The following is a 16643-nucleotide window of genomic DNA, read 5'->3' as shown; positions in this document are numbered from 1 at the left end:
CCCGCGGGCTCAACGGCCGTACGGCGAGCGGAAGTTACCCAGGCCCTGCGCGGGATGCAGCGCCGGGTGCTCGGTCAGCCGGATGCCGTATCCCCGCTTGAGTCTGGCCATCTCGTACAGCGCGATGGCGGTGACCGTCACCGGCGCGCCGAGGATGAACACGATGCCGAGCCCCAGCCCGAGGCCGTGCAGATCGCCGGTGAACAGGTCGGGCAGGGCCATCAGCCAGCTGGTGACCATGGCGAGCAGCGGCGGCAGACTGCGGTGGACGGCCGCCGTGCCGAAGAAGTTCCCGGTGACCCGCAGGGCACCGGCGCCGACGAACCAGACCATCCACAGCGTGAACAGCCCCATCGGGATGATCAGCATCGAGCCGCCGAGGCTGCTGTTGTGCTGCAGCAGCAGAACGGTCGCGACGACCGAGGCAACGAAGGTGAGCAGCAGTCCGAGGGCTCTCAGCAGCGCCGGGCGCAGGGTGCGCAGGCTGCCGGTGCGCCGCCAGATCCACAGCATCACCCCGACCGTCAGCGGGGCGATCAGCAGCAGCACACCGCAGGCGATCAGCAGGTTCTCCAGCATCTCCTTGAGGGCGAAGCCGCCCTCGACGAAGGTGTAGACACCGACGGCGGCGACCGTCCCGGCGGCGACCCGGATCCGCTTGAGTTCCTCCACGGACGGGTCGAGCGGCTCGGGTATCCAGGCGGGATGGAACACCGCCCAGGCCGCGTGATGGGCCTTCAGATAGTTCCGGCCGCGCGGCACGCCCGGCGTGCCGTTCCCCCGTGAACCGGCCATTGCGCACTCCCCCGAGTTGCGATGTTCATGATCATCGGGAGTGTACGGGACACCGGATGACCTGCGTCGCCCGGCGTCCCGCGCCGCCCCCGTCCGGGCCGGCAGTCAGCTCCGGCCGCGCAGCCTGCGGTACTTGGCGACCAGCGCCTTGCTCGAGGCGTCCAGTCCCGGCACCTCCGCCCCCTCGGTCAGGGCGGGCTCCACGCGCTTGGCGAGCACCTTGCCGAGTTCGACGCCCCACTGGTCGAAGGAGTCGATGTTCCACACCGCGCCCTGCACGAACACCTTGTGTTCGTAGAGGGCGATCAGCTGGCCGAGGACGGAGGGGGTGAGTTCCTTCGCGAGGATGGTCGTCGTCGGCCGGTTGCCCTGGAAGGTCTTGTGCGCGACCAGCTCTTCCGGCACACCCTCGGCGCGGACCTCCTCGGCGGTCTTGCCGAAGGCGAGGGCCTGGGTCTGGGCGAAGAAGTTCGCCATCAACAGGTCGTGCTGCGCCTTCAGTTCACGGCTCAGCTCGGCCACCGGCTCGGCGAAGCCGATGAAGTCCGCCGGGATCAGCTTGGTGCCCTGGTGGATCAACTGGTAGTAGGCGTGCTGGCCGTTGGTGCCCGGCGTGCCCCAGACCACCGGCCCGGTCTGCCAGTCGACCTGCCCGCCGTCCCGCGCCACGTACTTGCCGTTGGACTCCATGTCCAGCTGCTGGAGGTAGGCGGTGAACCTCGACAGATAGTGGCTGTACGGCAGGACGGCGTGCGACTGGGCGTCGTGGAAATTGCCGTACCAGATACCCAGCAGACCGAGAAGCAAAGGCGCGTTGGCCTCGGCCGGGGCGGTGCGGAAGTGGTCGTCGACCAGCCGGAAGCCGTCGAGCATCTCACGGAAGCGGTCGGCGCCGATCGCGATCATCAGCGACAGCCCGATCGCCGAGTCGTACGAGTACCGGCCGCCGACCCAGTCCCAGAACTCGAACATGTTGTCCGGGTCGATGCCGAACTCGGCGACCTTCTCGGCGTTGGTCGACAGGGCGACGAAGTGCCTGGCCACCGCGGCCTCGTCACCGAGCGCGGCCAGCAGCCAGGTGCGGGCGGAGGTGGCGTTGGTGATCGTCTCGATGGTGGTGAAGGTCTTGGAGGCGATGATGAACAGCGTCTCGGCCGGGTCCAGGTCGCGGGTGGCCTCGTGCAGGTCGGCGCCGTCCACGTTGGAGACGAAGCGGACCGTCAGGTCGCGGTCGGTGAAGCTCCGCAGCACCTCGTAGGCCATCGCGGGGCCGAGGTCGGAGCCGCCGATGCCGACGTTGATCACGTTCTTGATGCGCCGGCCGGTGTGACCGGTCCAGACGCCGGACCGGACGCGGCCCGCGAAGTCCGCCATCTTGTCGAGCACGGCGTGGACCTTCGGCACCACGTTCTCGCCGTCGACCTCGATCACCGCGTCGCGCGGGGCGCGCAGCGCGGTGTGCAGCACCGCCCGGTTCTCGGTGACGTTGACCTTCTCGCCGCGGAACATGGCGTCCCTGAGCCCGAACACGTCCGTGGCGGCGGCCAGCTCGCGCAGCAGCCGCAGCGTCTCATCGGTGACCAGGTGCTTCGAGTAGTCGAGATACAGATCGCCGACCTGGAGCGTGTACCCCTCACCGCGCCCGGGATCGGCGGCGAACAGCTCCCTGAGACGGGTGTCGGCCAGCTCCTCCCGGTGCTTGGCGAGAGCGGTCCATTCGGGCGTCTGGTTGAGCCTGGTACGGCCGTCTGCGTTCATTTCCGACTTCCGCCTTCTTTCGTCCCTGTCCCAGCTGTTCCAACCTAATTGATCAGCGCGCGGCACGAGCCGTCGTCATGGCGTCGTCCGGCGCAACAACAGGTACGTCCGGCTTGCGGGCCGGTATCAGGGCGGTGACGGCGAAGAAGAAGAGGACGGCGGCGAACAGGGCCGGGCCGTTCAGCCCGTACGTCCGGGCCGCCACTCCGCCGAGGAGCGCGCCGAGCGGGGCGCCGGACGTCGAGGCCGTGCGGAACGCGGAGGCGATACGCCCCACCATGGCCTCGGGGCTGCGCTGCTGCATCAGGGTGACCTGGTTGACGTTCCAGACTATGTTCATGGCGCCGAGCAGCAGCATGCCGGTGACGAGCGCGGCCAGGTGCCGGACGGATCCGATGAGCAGCAGTGACGCCGTCTGCACGCTGCCGGCGACCAGCAGGGCCCGCACCCGCCCGGTGCGGCGCGCGAGGCGCTGCGCGAGGAATCCGCCCGTGATGCTGCCGACCGAGAATGCCGTCATCGCGGCCGCGTATCCGGCGTTGCCCACGTCCAGCCAGCGCGTCACGTGCAACGCAAGGGTGGCGATCAGGGCGCCCATCCCGATGTTGCACAGCAGCGTGGCCAGGCAGGTCGCCCGCAGTGCCCGGTCGCCCCACAGAGCGCGCAGGCCCGCGCCGATCTCCGTCCTGAGGGTGCTGCCCGTGGGCCGGGGTGCGCGCTCCGGCGGCCGTATCCGCAGGGACGCGACCAGGGCGGCGGCCACCAGGAACGTGCTCGCGTCGGCCGCGAAGGGCATGAACGCGCCCGCCGTCAGCAGCAGCGGCACGAGCGGAGCGGCGAGCAGCCCGCCGGCGATCTGCTGTCCGGTCAGCAGCCGGGCGTTGGCCCCGCCCAGGGCCTTGCGGTCCACCAGCGAGGGCAGCAGGGCCGTGGAGGCGTTGTCGAAGAGTGTCTGGAGCGTGGTCAGCGCGAAGGCGAGGGCGAGCAGCAGCGGGATCGAGGCGTGGCCCAGCCCCACGACCAGGGCGAACGCGGCCACGAGCAGGCCGCGCACCGTGTCCACGGCCCACATCGCCCGGCGCTGGTCGACCCGGTCGGCAACGGCCCCGCCCAGGAGCCCGAAGAGCAGCCAGGGGACATAGCCGCAGGCGGTCACCGAGGCGATGACCAGTGGTTCGTCACTGAGCCGCACGGCGAGCAGGGGCAGCGCGGAATTGCGTAACGCGTCCCCGAACCGGGAGACCACGGCGGCCGTCCACAGCCGTCCGAATCCCCCGCGCCACGCAGGCGCAGGCCCGCTCTTTCCCTCGACCGCAGCCACAGCTCCCCCCTCACGATGTCCAGGTACACACACCGTAGAGGTCACCACTGACAATCGGCCGGGCCCGCGGGCGGATACGGCTCCGGCCAGGCACCTTCGGGCGCCCGGCCGGTGTAAGTCCTAGATCTCGCCCCGCAGTTTCGCGAGCGCCTCGGCGAGGATCGCCTCGCCGTCCGCGTCGCTGCGCCGCTCCCGCACATACGCGAGATGCGTCTTGTACGGTTCGGTGCGCGGCGGATCCGGCGGGTTGTCCCGGTCCTGACCGGCGGGGAAGCCGCAGCGCGGGCAGTCCCAGGTCTCGGGTACCTGCGCGTCGCTGGCGAAGCTGGGCTGCGTCTCATGCCCGTTGGAGCACCAGAAGGAGATGCGCAGACGCGGCGCGGACTCGCCGCGCTCGGCCTCGCCCATCGGCCCCGCCCCGACCCGGCTTCCTCGGATCGCGTTGCCACTTGCCACGGTCGTAACTCCCTGCGTGATGGTGCCGCGAAGCGAGTCGGCGTTTCGCTCCGCTGCGAGCGCCTCAGTCTACGTAAGGCCCAACGCGCGTCCAGTGATTGGAGTTACAACCCCCTCACCCAGACGCAAGCCCCATGATAGGCCGCGCTCAGGAGCGCGTACCGAACATGGGGCCTTACGTACCGAATATGCGTGATGTGTGCGCTGCGCGGAATATCAGCTGTTCGACTTCATCAGGATGCCGAGGACGATGATGCACGCGAACCACCCCAGGCCGATCACGATGGTGATCCGGTCGAGGTTGCGCTCGGCGACCGAGGAGCCGCCGACGGAGGACTGCATGCCGCCACCGAACATGTCGGAGAGGCCGCCGCCCTTCCCCTTGTGCATCAGCACCAGCAGCATCAGCAGCAGGCTGAAGACGATCAGGGCGATCGAGAACCCCAAAACCACGGCTGGACCAACTTCCTCGGATTCGGATGGACGACGGGGGCACGGCACCTCGGCTGTGCCCCCGCAAGGGTACGACGTATCGTCGCTACCGCCTACTCACAGCTCGTCCTACTGATCGCGGAAACGCACGATCTTGACGAATTCGTCGGCGTCCAGCGAGGCGCCGCCGACCAGGGCGCCGTCGATGTCGGCCTGGGCCATGATCTCGGCGACGTTGCCCGACTTCACGGAGCCGCCGTACTGGATGCGGACCTTGCCGGCCACGTCCTGCGAGTACAGCTCGGCGATCCTGGCACGGATGGCGGCGCAGACCTCCTGGGCGTCCTCGGAGCCGCAGACCTTGCCGGTGCCGATGGCCCACACGGGCTCGTAGGCGATCACGATGGTCTCGGCCTGATCGGCCGGGAGGTCCTTCAGGCCGCCCTCGAGCTGGGCGAGGGTGTGGGTGACGTGGTTGCCCGCCTCGCGGACGTCCAGCTCCTCGCCGATGCACAGGATCGGGGTGAGGCCGTGCTTGTAGGCGGCCTTGACCTTGGCGTTGACCAGCTCGTCGGTCTCGGCGTGGTACTGGCGGCGCTCCGAGTGGCCGATGACCACGTAGGTGCACTTCAGCTTGGCCAGCATCGGGCCCGAGATCTCGCCGGTGTAGGCACCGGAGTCGTGCTGCGAGATGTCCTGGGCACCGTACTTGATCTTGAGTTTGTCGCCGTCCACCAGGGTCTGCACCGAGCGCAGGTCGGTGAAGGGCGGCAGGACGGCGACCTCGACGGCGTCGTAGTCCTTGTCGGCCAGGGCGAAGGCGAGCTTCTGGACGTGCGCGATGGCCTCGAGGTGGTTGAGGTTCATCTTCCAGTTGCCCGCCATCAGCGGCGTGCGCGTGCTCATTGAGGTCAGTCCTCCAGTGCGGCGAGGCCGGGGAGCGTCTTGCCCTCGAGGTATTCGAGGGAGGCGCCGCCACCGGTCGAGATGTGGCCGAATGTGTTCTCGTCGAAGCCGAGCGTGCGCACGGCCGCGGCGGAGTCACCGCCGCCGACGACGGTGAAGCCGTCCGAGTCGACGAGTGCCTGGGCGACGGCCCGGGTGCCTCCGGCGTAGTCGGGGTGCTCGAAGACGCCCATGGGACCGTTCCAGAAGACGGTCGCGGCGTCGGCGAGCTTCGAGGCGTACAGCTCTCGGGTCTTGGGGCCGATGTCCAGGCCCTCCTGGTCGGCGGGGATCTTGTCCGCGTCGACCACGGTGTAGTCGGCCGGCGCCTTGGTCTTCAGGTCCGGGAACTCCCGGGAGACCAGGACGTCGACGGGGAGCACCAGCTCCACGCCGGTCTTCGCGGCGCGCTCCATGTACTCGGTGACGACCGGAACCTGGTCCTCCTGCAGGAGGGAGATGCCGACCTCGTAGCCCTTGGCCTTGAGGAAGGTGTAGGCCATGCCGCCGCCGATGAGCAGGCGGTCGGCCTTGCCGAGCAGTTCGTCGATGACGGCGAGCTTGTCGGAGACCTTGGCGCCGCCGAGCGCGACGACGTAGGGGCGCTTGACGTCCTCGGTGAGCTTCTTCAGGACGCCGACCTCGGTGGCGATGAGGCAGCCGGCGTAGTTCGGCAGCTTGTTCGGCAGGTCGTACACGGAGGCGTGCTTGCGGTGGACGGCGCCGAAGCCGTCACCGACGTAGACGTCCGCGAGGGCCGCGAGCCGGTCGGCGAACTCGCCGCGCTCGGCGTCGTCCTTGGAGGTCTCGCCCGGGTTGAAGCGCAGGTTCTCGATGACCGCGACCTGGCCGGGCTCCAGGCCGTCCACGGCGTCGTGGGCGGCCGGGCCGATGGTGTCCTGGGCGAAGGCGACCGGGGCGCCGAGGAGTTCACCGAGGCGCTCGGCGGCGGGCAGCAGCGAGAAGGCGGGGTCCGGGGCGCCCTTGGGGCGGCCCAGGTGCGAGGCGACGACCACCTTGGCGCCGGCGTCCACCAGGGCCTTGATGGTGGGCAGGACGGCGCGGATGCGGCCGTCGTCGGTGATCGTCCCGTCGGCCAGCGGCACGTTGAGGTCGGCGCGGACGAAGACCCGCTTGCCGCTCACGCCGTCGGCGAGAAGTTCGTCGATCGTCTTCATTGAGTGGACTCCTGAGGAGGGCTCGTGGTGCACCTGATCGTAAAAGGCCGTGGTCAGTACGCGGCACAGGGCCCGGGCAGCGCGCCTGTGCGCTGCCCGAGCCCTGTTCTCACCGCGTGGTCCTGCTGTTTGCGATCAGAGCTGGCCGCCGACGAAGACCGTGAGGTCCACGAGGCGGTTGGAGTAGCCCCACTCGTTGTCGTACCAGCCGATGATCTTCACGTTCTTGCCCTCCTGGACCATGGTCAGGGAGGAGTCGAAGGTGCAGGACGCCGGGGCGTTGACGATGTCGGAGGAGACGATCGGGTCCTCGGTGTAGTCCAGGAGGCCCTTCAGCTCGCCCTCGGCGGCCTTCTGGAAGGCGGCGTTGACCTCTTCCTTGGTGACCTCGCGGCCGAGCTCGACGACCAGGTCGGTGACCGAGCCGGTCGGGACCGGGACGCGCATGGCGATGCCGTCCAGCTTGCCCTTGAGCTGCGGGAGGACCAGCGCGGTGGCCTTGGCGGCACCGGTCGTGGTCGGGATGATGTTCTCGGCGGCGGCACGGGCGCGGCGCAGGTCCTTGTGCGGGAAGTCCAGGATGCGCTGGTCGTTCGTGTACGCGTGCACCGTGGTCATCAGACCCTTGACGATGCCGAAGTTCTCGTCGAGGACCTTCGCCATCGGCGCCACACAGTTGGTGGTGCAGGAGGCGTTGGAGATGACGTGGTGGTTCGCCGGCTCGTACTTGTCCTGGTTGACGCCCATCACGATGGTGATGTCCTCGTCCTTGGCCGGGGCCGAGATGAGGACCTTCTTCGCGCCACCGGCGATGTGCTTCGCGGCGTCTTCCTTCTTGGTGAAGATGCCGGTCGACTCGATGACGATGTCGACGCCCAGCTCGCCCCAGGGGATGTCGGCCGGGTTCCGCTCGGAGAGCACCTTGATGGTGTGGCCGTCCACGGTGATGGTGTCGGCGGTGTGGGAGACCTCCTGCTTGAGGCGACCCAGGATCGTGTCGTACTTGAGCAGGTGCGCCGTGGTGGCGGTGTCACCCAGGTCGTTGACAGCCACAACCTCGATGTCCGCACCCTGCTCCAGCAGCGCGCGGAAGTAGTTACGACCGATACGGCCGAAGCCGTTGATGCCTACGCGGATCGTCACGAACCGATCTCCTCGTTGGTACGCCGGCCATGCGGTGCCGGCGAGCTCTGTTTGGGATGTCCCCGACCACCCACGACCCTACCTCCCTGCGGGCCCCGGGGTGACATCGAGATGGCCCATACACGGGCAGGCGTTCCGTACCCGCCAGTAGGGGTACGGACCGTCCCGGATCGGCAGTGGATTCACCCGTATTTGGTACGGAATGCCGGGTGGTTTTTACGTCGTCTTCACTCGTTCGTGAGCGGGTCGGCTCACTTGATCAGGGCCCCTTCGACGCACCGTTGAGAGGGCTCCCGCTCACCTGTTGGAACAAGGCGAGCGGGATCTGTCAACGTGGCGCCCCTCACCCGCCGAGCGAAGCGAACGACTTCCTCAGCAGGGCAGCCCGATCGGCCGCCGACGGCACCTGCTCCAGACCGAAACCGAGCAGCACGGTGTCGTGCGTGGCGACCGCTCCGTACGTCTGGAACAGCGTCCCGGAGCGCGCCCAGTCCTTCAGCACCGCCGGGCTGCCCGCGGGCGGTCCGGGCACGTGCCAGGCACCGAGGGACGACTCGAATCCCTCGGTCTCCTTCACCGTGCCGCCGACGACGAGCGAGGCGTCGTCCACGAGGACGCCGTGTCCGCCGGTGCCCGGGTCGGTGATGTAGCTGATGGACACCTCGACGGACTTCCCGGCGTAGCCGCTCAGATCGAACGTGGCCTGCCGCCAGCCGCCGGAGCTGCCGGTGAGGCTGTTCCAGGAGCCGCTCGTGCCGGTCGCGGTGCAGGCGTGGTCCGCGAGCGTCAGATAGTGCTTCAGCCACGGGTGCTCGGCGATCAGGAACCCTTCCCCGCAGTCCGCCGGTACGGCACTCTTCGTGGCCCCTCCGGCCTCCGGCAGGGTCGTCCAGTCGTCGGCACCGACGGTGTGCGCCTCGATCACCGCGTGGTCGTAGCCCGGTTCGGTGTCCCACAGCAGCCGCGTGCTCAGGGCCGGCTTGTCGGCGGCGCTGACACCGGTGAGGTCGATGGTGCGGGTAAGACGCTTGTAGGCGTCGTCGGTGTGCACGGCGGCGGCCATGTACGAGCCGGAGTACGGCCCGTACGGATTGACGGTCCCGCCGAACCGGCCCGCACCCGCGCTCTTGAACTGCGGGTACGTGGCGGCCGACAGCGCGTCGGAGGTGACACCGTAGGTGCCGGCCTGGTCCAGCGGGTTGCCGGAGGCGTCACCGAGGGCGCCGGTGTAGCCGTCGAGGGCACCGGAGCCGGTGAACCCGGTGGCGCCCTTGGTCGACGTACGGCTGTAGGCGCCCAGGTAGTACTGGCTGAAGTCGTCCGAGAGGGTGCCGCCGCCGAGGTCGACGCTGCCGCCGGCCAGCTCGCCGGCCTCGATCAGCCTGCCGCCCTCGTTGAGGTAGGCGCGCAGCTGGAGCTGGGTGGCGTTGCCGGGGCCGTTCGTGCCGGAGTAGTGCACGACGGTCCGGAAGTGCTTCAGCACGCCGAGCGCGTCCGGGGCGCCCTGGGTGGCGACGTCCCACACGATCGCCTTGTGCCCGGCCGCCTTCAGCGCGTCCACGTACTTCTGCGCCTGCGTGGCCGCCGCGCCCTCCTCGGCGACGACGAGCGTGTCGGCCTTGGGCCGCTCGGCGACGGTGTAGGTGAAGTGCGAGCTGGAGACCTTCCTGCCGTTCTCCGTCTCGCCGGTGAACCACACCTCGACCTTGTCGCCCGGTCCGCCGTCCTGGACCTTGGCCCGGTACTCGTCGAAGTACAGGTCGTCCTTCCCGCCGTAGGTCTCGCCGCCCTTCCAGTGCCGGAGCGCCTGGTCGAGGACGTGGCCGCCGTTGACGCGGTACTTCAGCTCCTTGTCGCGGATCGCCTTGCGGACGACGACGGAGACCTCCTGGTCAGCGCCCCGGGAGTACGACGTGGGGAACGCGGCCGGGGTGAAGTCGGCGGCGCTCAGCCCGACCGAGGAGACCGGCCTGTCCGGGTGTACGGCGGTCTCGGCGACGGAGAGCGCGAACGGGATGTTCTTGGCGAACTCCTGCTGGATCAGCTTCTCGTCGTCGGGGAAGCTGAAGACCGACGGGCAGTCCTCGGGCTTCCAGGCGTCGTTCGGGTCGATGTTCGACGCGGTCTGGCAGGTCGACATCTCGGGAGTGAACATGGCGATACCGTTGACGTTCGAGGCGTGCCCGTCCGCCTCGCCGTTGGTGGTGTACAGCTCCGAGGAGAGCTGCGAATGGTAGCCGGGGATCGCCGGGTTGTCGGGGGTCCCGGCGAGCGCCTTGTAGAGGACGTCGTCCGGAGTCGGGGTGGCGACCTGCCAGCCGACGCCGTAGAGGAGGAGTTCGGCGGCGGAGTGGTAGTTGACGGCGTACCGGAACCCGATGCGCTTCTCGAAGCCGTCGAGCGCCTTGGTCTCGGGCTCGGACTCGGGGCTCGCGCCGCGGTAGGTCTCGCTGGTGGGGTTCGGGGACGAACCCTCGTCGTCGTAGCCCCACTTGTAGGGGAAGTTGCGGTTGAGGTCGACGCCGTCACCCGCGCCGATGACGCCGTCGCCGTTGACGTCCCGCAGGTTCTTGCGCCACAGGCGGGTCGTCGAGTCCTTGAACGTGTAGTCGTAGCCGTCGGGGTTGGCCGAGATCACGAACCACAGTTCCGTCGAGTCGACGATCTTCCGGATGCGTCTGTCGGTACGGTAGTTGTCCAGGTAGTAGTGCATCAGACGCCGGGTCATCTCCGGCGTGATCCACTCGCGCGCGTGCTGGTTGGACAGGTACAGCACGGCCGGCTTGGAGCCGTCGTCCGGTCTCTTCGCGTTCTTGGTCAGTCTGAGCGCGAGGATGTCCTGGCCGTTGACCGTCTTGCCGATCGATTCGACCTTGGTGAGGTCGGGGTTGGCCTGCGCGGTGTCGAGAATCTCCTGTTTCAGCCCGCCGGCGCCACTGTACGGACGGAACACTCCCTGGGACGCCTTCTCGGCGCGCGCCTGCGCCCTGGCCGGGACGGTGTGCTCGGTGAGGTCGACGCCCTGTGTGCGCAGCTTCGCGGCCTGCTGGTCGGTGAGGTAGACCTCGACCTGGGACTTTCCGTGTCCGCTGACCTGCTCGCCGAGTTCGTCACCGTCCTGTCCGGCCTTGAGGAGCAGGGGTATCTGCGCCTTGGTGACGTCGGCACGGAAGACCTTGACCTGGTCCGGGTCGGACTTCGCCGGGCTTCCGCTCTGTGCCTGGGCTACGGGTGCGAGGCTCGCTCCGCCGAACAGAAGCGCGCCGACAGCGAGGATCGATCTCGCTCTGTGTCTCATGAACCCCCCTAGCGGTGGTCCGCCACAGCGGCGAACAGGTTGCCAGGCTCATGTCAGTCCATGATCGAGTCAAGAGCGCCTGACAGCCACGCAAATGAGGATGCGTCAGGTGCGCGAAAGCCGGTGCCGAAGCCCCAACTGGGCCACGGCACCGGCCTGTTGACGGACGGGCGGTCAGCCGGCCAGGTTGTCCGCCAGCTCCTCCGAGAGGTTGGCCTCCGTGCCCGGGATGCCCAGGTCGGCGGCGCGCTTGTCGGCCATCGCCAGCAGCCGGCGGATACGGCCCGCGACCGCGTCCTTGGTCAGCGGCGGATCGGCGAGCGCGCCCAGCTCCTCCAGCGAGGCCTGCTTGTGCTCCATGCGCAGTCGGCCGGCGGCCGCGAGGTGCTCGGGCACCTCCTCGCCGAGGATCTCCAGGGCCCGCTGCACGCGGGCACCCGCGGCCACGGCGGCACGGGCCGAACGGCGCAGGTTGGCGTCGTCGAAGTTGGCGAGCCGGTTGGCCGTCGCCCGCACCTCGCGGCGCATCCGGCGCTCCTCCCAGGCCAGCACGGACTCGTGGGCGCCGAGCCGGGTCAGCAGCGCGCCGATCGCGTCGCCGTCCCGGACCACCACGCGGTCCACGCCGCGCACCTCACGGGCCTTCGCGGCGATCGACAGCCGGCGGGCGGCGCCGACCAGCGCGAGCGCGGCCTCCGGCCCCGGGCAGGTCACCTCCAGGGAGGAGGAACGGCCCGGCTCGGTCAGCGAGCCGTGCGCCAGGAAGGCCCCGCGCCAGGCGGCCTCCGCATCGCAGGTGGCCCCGGAGACCACCTGCGGGGGCAGCCCCCGGATCGGGCGGCCCCGGCCGTCCACGAGGCCCGTCTGGCGGGCCAGCTGGTCACCGCCCGCGACGACCCGTACGACATAACGCGAGCCGCGGCGCAGCCCGCCGGGCGCCATCACGATCAGCTCGGAGCTGTGCCCGAAGATCTCCAGGATGTCCCGCTTGAGCCGGCGGGCCGCCATCGCGGTGTCCAGCTCCGCCTCGATCACGATGCGCCCGCTCACCAGGTGAAGGCCGCCGGCGAACCGCAGAATGGCGGAGACCTCCGCCTTCCTGCAGCAGGTCCGGGTGACGGGGAGCCGGGAGATCTCGTCCTTCACCGCTGCCGTCATCGCCATGGGCCGATCCTTCCATGCATCCGAAAAATACGGTCGTACGCGGCGGCCAGCAGCTCCGGATCATGCCGGGGTGATCCATCGGTCCGGGCCACAGGCGCCAGCTCGATCGCGGCTCCCAGCCGTTTGGCGGCCTCGGTGAGCGAGTCGCGGTCGGGCACGGCGGCCTCGTCGGCCAGCACCACGTCCAGGGCGAGTTTAGGGGCGTGTCGCCCCAAAACCTCCAAATGACGCTGCGGGGAGAAGCCCTCGGTTTCTCCCGGCTGCGGGGCGAGGTTCAGGGACAGCACCTTGCGCGCCTTGGTCTCCGTCAGGGCGTCCAGCAGCTCGGGTACGAGCAGATGCGGAATCACCGAGGAGAACCAGGAGCCGGGGCCGAGCACCACCCAGTCCGCGTCCAGGACCGCCGCCACGGCCTCCGGGACCGCCGGCGGGTCGTTCGGCACGAGATGCACCGACTGCACCTCGCCGGGCGTGAGCGCGACCGTCGCCTGCCCGCGCACCGTGTCCACGTCCTCCGGGCGCTCCGGGTCGTGCCCCTTGACCAGGGCCTGCAGCTCCAGCGGTACGGCGGACATGGGCAGCACCCGGCCGTGCGCGCCGAGCAGCTTGCCGACCAGGTCCAGGGCCTGCACATGGTCGCCGAGCTGCTCCCACAGGGCGACGATCAGCAGATTGCCGACCGCGTGCTCGTGCAGATCGCCCTCGGACTGGAAGCGGTGCTGGATGACCCGGGCCCAGGTCTGGCCCCACTCGTCGTCGCCGCACAGCGCGGCCAGCGCCTTGCGCAGATCGCCGGGCGGCAGCACGCCCAGCTCGTCACGGAGCCGGCCGCTGGAACCGCCGTCGTCGGCCACGGTGACAACGGCGGTGAGGTCCCCGGTGATCCGGCGCAGCGCGGCGAGTGAGGCCGACAGGCCCATGCCGCCGCCGAGCGCGACCACCTTGGGCTGCGCGCCGCGCCGGCGGGGCCGGGCGCCGCGGGCCTCGGCCGGGCGGCCGGCGCGCGCCTCGGGCACCATCCGGCGCAGCCGGCTCAGCCGCGGTGTACGTTCCGTCATTCCCGTCCCATGTCCCGGTGCACGACCACCGTCTCCACACCCTCGGCCGCGAGGCGCGCGGCGAGCTTCTCCGACATCGCGACCGAGCGATGCTTGCCACCGGTACAGCCGATGGCGATGGTCACATACCGCTTGCCCTCGCGCCGGTAGCCGGCCGCGATCAGCCGTAGCAGTTCGGCGTACCGGTCGAGGAACTCCTTCGCGCCCGGCTGGTTGAACACATAGGCCGAGACCTCCTCGTTGAGACCGGTGAACGGGCGCAGCTCCGGGACCCAGTGCGGGTTGGGCAGGAACCGCATGTCGGCGACCAGGTCGGCGTCGACCGGCAGGCCGTACTTGAAGCCGAAGGACATCACCGTGGCCCGCAGCTCGGGCTCCTCCTCGCCGGCGAACTGGGCGTCCATCTTGGCGCGCAGCTCGTGCACGTTGAGGCTGGAGGTGTCGATCACCAGGTCGGCGTCGCCGCGCAGCTCGCGCAGCAGCTCGCGCTCGGCGGCGATGCCGTCGACGATGCGGCCGTCGCCCTGCAGGGGGTGCGGACGGCGCACCGACTCGAAGCGGCGCACCAGGGCGTCGTCGGAGGACTCCAGGAAGACGATCCGGCGTGTGACGCCCCGGCTGTCGAGGTCGGCGAGGGACTCGCGCAGATTGTCGAAGAAGCGCCGCCCGCGCACGTCCACGACGACCGCGATCCGCGCCACGTTGCCCTGTGAGCGGGCGCCCAGCTCCACCATGGTGGGGATGAGGGCGGGCGGGAGGTTGTCCACGACGAACCAGCCGAGGTCCTCCAGACACTTGGCCGCCGTGGACCGTCCCGCTCCGGACATACCGGAGATGATCACCAGCTCGGGGATGGCCGCCTCCGGGCCCGAGGCCGGCGTACCGTCCGTGCTCACCTGTGCTCCGTTTTCCTGGGCCGGGGGCTGTGGCTCATCCTGCCCCGCTTCCTTGTGGGCCCGATCTCGCTGTTCTGTGGGCTGTGCTTCGTGCTCGGTCATGTCTCCTGCCCCCGTCGTTCGTCCGGGAAGCCCGCGGTTACGGGCTCCCCCGAGGAACCCGCCGCCGTCTCGGGTTCCTCCTCCTCAATGATCTCTCCAGTCGCCGTGTTCACGGCGGGTGCGGCCGGAGCCGCCTGGGCGAGGGCCACGGCGATCGTCTCGGCCGTCTTCCGGCCTATCCCGGGCACCTCCTGGATCTGTTCGATTGTGGCGGACCGCAGCTTCTTCACCGAGCCGAAATGCTTGATGAGCGCCTGTTTGCGGGTCTCGCCGAGGCCGGGGACATCGTCCAGGGGGCCGGCCCGGAAGCGCTTGGCGCGCTTGGTGCGCTGGTAGGTGATCGCGAACCGGTGGGCCTCGTCCCGCACGCGCTGGAGCAGATACAGGCCCTCACTGGTGCGGGGCAGGACCACCGGGTCGTCCTCGCCGGGCACCCAGACCTCTTCCAGCCGCTTGGCCAGGCCACAGACGGCGATGTCGTCGATGCCCAGTTCGTCCAGGGCGCGCCGGGCCGCGGCGACCTGGGGCTGCCCGCCGTCGACGACGACCAGCTGCGGCGGGTAGGCGAACTTCCTGGGACGGCCGTCGTCGTCCTTGAGGGAGTCGGTGATCGTGTCCGCGCCGGTGAGCGTGCCGTCTGTGCCGGTGAGGGTGTCCTCGGTACCGGAGCCGTCGGCCCACTCCCCCGTCTTCTCCTTCTCGGCGAGATAGCGCCTGAAGCGACGGGTGATCACCTCGTGCATGGAGCGGACGTCGTCCTGGCCCACGAAGCCCTTGATCTGGAAGCGGCGGTACTCGCTCTTGCGCTGCAGGCCGTCCTCGAAGACGACCATGGAGGCGACCACGTCGTCCCCCTGGAGATGCGAGATGTCGTAGCACTCGATCCGCAGCGGGGCGCTGTCCAGGTCGAGGGCCTCGGCGATCTCCTCCAGGGCGCGCGAGCGCGTGGTCAGGTCGGAGGCGCGCTTGGTCTTGTGCAGCGCGAGGGCCTGCTGGGCGTTGCGCTGCACGGTCTCCATGAGCGCCCTCTTGTCGCCGCGCTGCGGGATGCGCAGCGAGACGTTCGCCCCGCGGCGGCCGGTCAGCCACTCCTGGACCGGCAGGGCGGGCTCGGGCAGCGCCGGGACCAGCACCTCCTTGGGGACCGCGTCCCCGGTCTCCTCTCCGTAGAGCTGCTGCAGGGCGTGCTCGACCAGGGCGCCGGTGGTGATCTCCTCGACCTTGTCGGTCACCCAGCCGCGCTGGCCGCGCACCCGGCCGCCGCGCACATGGAAGATCTGCACGGCCGCCTCCAGCTCGTCCTCCGCGACGGCGATGAGGTCGGCGTCGGTCGCGTCGGCGAGCACGACGGCGTTCTTCTCCATGGCCTTCTTCAGGGCCTCGATGTCGTCGCGCAGCCGGCCGGCCCGCTCGTACTCCATCTCCTCGGCCGCCTCCATCATCTGCTTCTCCAGACGGCGGAGGTAGGCGCCGGTGCGGCCGGCCATGAAGTCGCAGAACTCGTCGGCCAGCTCCCGGTGGTCCTCGGGGCCGATCCGGCCGACGCAGGGGGCGGAGCACTTGCCGATGTAGCCGAGCAGGCAGGGACGGCCGGTACGGGCGGCGTTCTTGAACACTCCGGCCGAGCAGGTACGCACCGGGAACACACGCAGCAGCAGGTCGACGGTGTCCCGGATGGCCCACGCGTGCCCGTACGGCCCGAAGTAGCGCACGCCCTTCTTCTTGTGACCGCGCATCACCTGTACGCGCGGGAACTCCTCGTTCATCGTCACGGCGAGGTACGGGTAGCTCTTGTCGTCGCGGTACTTGACGTTGAACCGGGGGTCGTACTCCTTGATCCAGGAGTACTCCAGCTGGAGTGCCTCGACCTCTGTGGACACCACGGTCCACTCCACGGACGCGGCGGTGGTCACCATCGTCCGGGTGCGCGGGTGCAGGTTCGCCAGGTCCTGGAAGTAGTTCGCCAGGCGCTGGCGCAGGCTCTTCGCCTTTCCGACGTAGATCACTCGGCGGTGCTCGTCACGGAACCTGTACACCCCCGGAGAGTCCGGGATCTCACCCGGCCTGGGGCGGTAGCTGGAGGGGTCGGCCATGTCT

Annotated in this window: 13 protein-coding genes; all 13 read right to left on the bottom strand. The window is 69.6% G+C overall.

Translation table 11 applies throughout. The annotated features are described in order from the left end of the window. Nucleotides 1–9: 9 nt before the first annotated feature. Complete coding sequence (locus AB0L75_RS12450; protein WP_365179312.1) at nucleotides 10–795, bottom strand: hypothetical protein; 786 nt, start codon at nucleotides 793–795, stop codon at nucleotides 10–12. A gap of 105 nt (nucleotides 796–900) precedes the next feature. Beyond that, a complete protein-coding gene (gene pgi / locus AB0L75_RS12445) occupies nucleotides 901–2553 on the bottom strand; it encodes a glucose-6-phosphate isomerase (protein WP_365179309.1) in 1653 nt (550 codons plus the stop codon). Between the two features lie 52 nt (nucleotides 2554–2605). Further along, on the bottom strand, nucleotides 2606–3799 hold the full coding sequence (locus AB0L75_RS12440; protein ID WP_365179814.1) for an MFS transporter: 1194 nt from the start codon (nucleotides 3797–3799) through the stop codon (nucleotides 2606–2608). Between the two features lie 195 nt (nucleotides 3800–3994). Beyond that, nucleotides 3995–4330, bottom strand: coding sequence for an RNA polymerase-binding protein RbpA (locus tag AB0L75_RS12435; protein WP_003976875.1), 336 nt, complete (start codon nucleotides 4328–4330; stop codon nucleotides 3995–3997). A gap of 216 nt (nucleotides 4331–4546) precedes the next feature. Beyond that, complete coding sequence (gene secG, locus AB0L75_RS12430) at nucleotides 4547–4783, bottom strand: preprotein translocase subunit SecG (RefSeq protein WP_365179306.1); 237 nt, start codon at nucleotides 4781–4783, stop codon at nucleotides 4547–4549. A 108-nt stretch (nucleotides 4784–4891) separates the two neighbouring features. Further along, a complete protein-coding gene (tpiA, locus tag AB0L75_RS12425; RefSeq protein WP_365179303.1) occupies nucleotides 4892–5668 on the bottom strand; it encodes a triose-phosphate isomerase in 777 nt (258 codons plus the stop codon). Nucleotides 5669–5673: 5 nt separating this feature from the next. Further along, nucleotides 5674–6885 (bottom strand): phosphoglycerate kinase, encoded by a 1212-nt coding sequence (locus tag AB0L75_RS12420; RefSeq protein ID WP_365179301.1) that lies wholly within the window; start codon nucleotides 6883–6885, stop codon nucleotides 5674–5676. A 135-nt stretch (nucleotides 6886–7020) separates the two neighbouring features. Beyond that, on the bottom strand, nucleotides 7021–8028 hold the full coding sequence (gap, locus tag AB0L75_RS12415) for a type I glyceraldehyde-3-phosphate dehydrogenase (protein WP_365179298.1): 1008 nt from the start codon (nucleotides 8026–8028) through the stop codon (nucleotides 7021–7023). 343 nt (nucleotides 8029–8371) lie between these two features. After that, a complete protein-coding gene (locus AB0L75_RS12410) occupies nucleotides 8372–11326 on the bottom strand; it encodes a M14 family zinc carboxypeptidase (protein WP_365179295.1) in 2955 nt (984 codons plus the stop codon). A 174-nt stretch (nucleotides 11327–11500) separates the two neighbouring features. Continuing rightward, on the bottom strand, nucleotides 11501–12490 hold the full coding sequence (gene whiA / locus AB0L75_RS12405; RefSeq protein WP_067125808.1) for a DNA-binding protein WhiA: 990 nt from the start codon (nucleotides 12488–12490) through the stop codon (nucleotides 11501–11503). Then, on the bottom strand, nucleotides 12481–13548 hold the full coding sequence (gene yvcK, locus AB0L75_RS12400) for a uridine diphosphate-N-acetylglucosamine-binding protein YvcK (RefSeq protein ID WP_365179292.1): 1068 nt from the start codon (nucleotides 13546–13548) through the stop codon (nucleotides 12481–12483). The genes whiA and yvcK overlap by 10 nt, the downstream gene beginning before the upstream one ends. Next, entirely contained in the window at nucleotides 13545–14546 is a 1002-nt protein-coding gene (rapZ, locus tag AB0L75_RS12395) for an RNase adapter RapZ (protein ID WP_365179289.1), read from the bottom strand. The genes yvcK and rapZ overlap by 4 nt, the downstream gene beginning before the upstream one ends. Then, nucleotides 14543–16639, bottom strand: coding sequence for an excinuclease ABC subunit UvrC (gene uvrC, locus AB0L75_RS12390; RefSeq protein ID WP_365179287.1), 2097 nt, complete (start codon nucleotides 16637–16639; stop codon nucleotides 14543–14545). Before uvrC ends, rapZ begins: the two co-directional genes overlap by 4 nt. Nucleotides 16640–16643 lie beyond the last annotated feature (4 nt).

Origin of the sequence: Streptomyces sp. NPDC052101 (assembly GCF_040680235.1) — a bacterium.
In the GTDB taxonomy this organism is placed as follows: domain Bacteria; phylum Actinomycetota; class Actinomycetes; order Streptomycetales; family Streptomycetaceae; genus Streptomyces.
The sequence above is the reverse complement of the archived record's forward strand: the minus strand, read 5'-3'. Positions and strand labels throughout refer to the sequence as shown.

Bases quoted from the DNA above. Each gene is read 5' to 3' on its own strand.
- pgi (WP_365179309.1), bottom strand. From the start codon at position 2,553: ATGAACGCAGACGGCCGTACCAGGCTCAACCAGACGCCCGAATGGACC.
- yvcK (WP_365179292.1), bottom strand. From the start codon at position 13,548: ATGACGGAACGTACACCGCGGCTGAGCCGGCTGCGCCGGATGGTGCCC.
- AB0L75_RS12410 (WP_365179295.1), bottom strand. From the start codon at position 11,326: ATGAGACACAGAGCGAGATCGATCCTCGCTGTCGGCGCGCTTCTGTTC.
- uvrC (WP_365179287.1), bottom strand. From the start codon at position 16,639: ATGGCCGACCCCTCCAGCTACCGCCCCAGGCCGGGTGAGATCCCGGAC.
- whiA (WP_067125808.1), bottom strand. From the start codon at position 12,490: ATGGCGATGACGGCAGCGGTGAAGGACGAGATCTCCCGGCTCCCCGTC.
- AB0L75_RS12420 (WP_365179301.1), bottom strand. From the start codon at position 6,885: ATGAAGACGATCGACGAACTTCTCGCCGACGGCGTGAGCGGCAAGCGG.
- AB0L75_RS12450 (WP_365179312.1), bottom strand. From the start codon at position 795: ATGGCCGGTTCACGGGGGAACGGCACGCCGGGCGTGCCGCGCGGCCGG.
- tpiA (WP_365179303.1), bottom strand. From the start codon at position 5,668: ATGAGCACGCGCACGCCGCTGATGGCGGGCAACTGGAAGATGAACCTC.
- rapZ (WP_365179289.1), bottom strand. From the start codon at position 14,546: ATGACCGAGCACGAAGCACAGCCCACAGAACAGCGAGATCGGGCCCAC.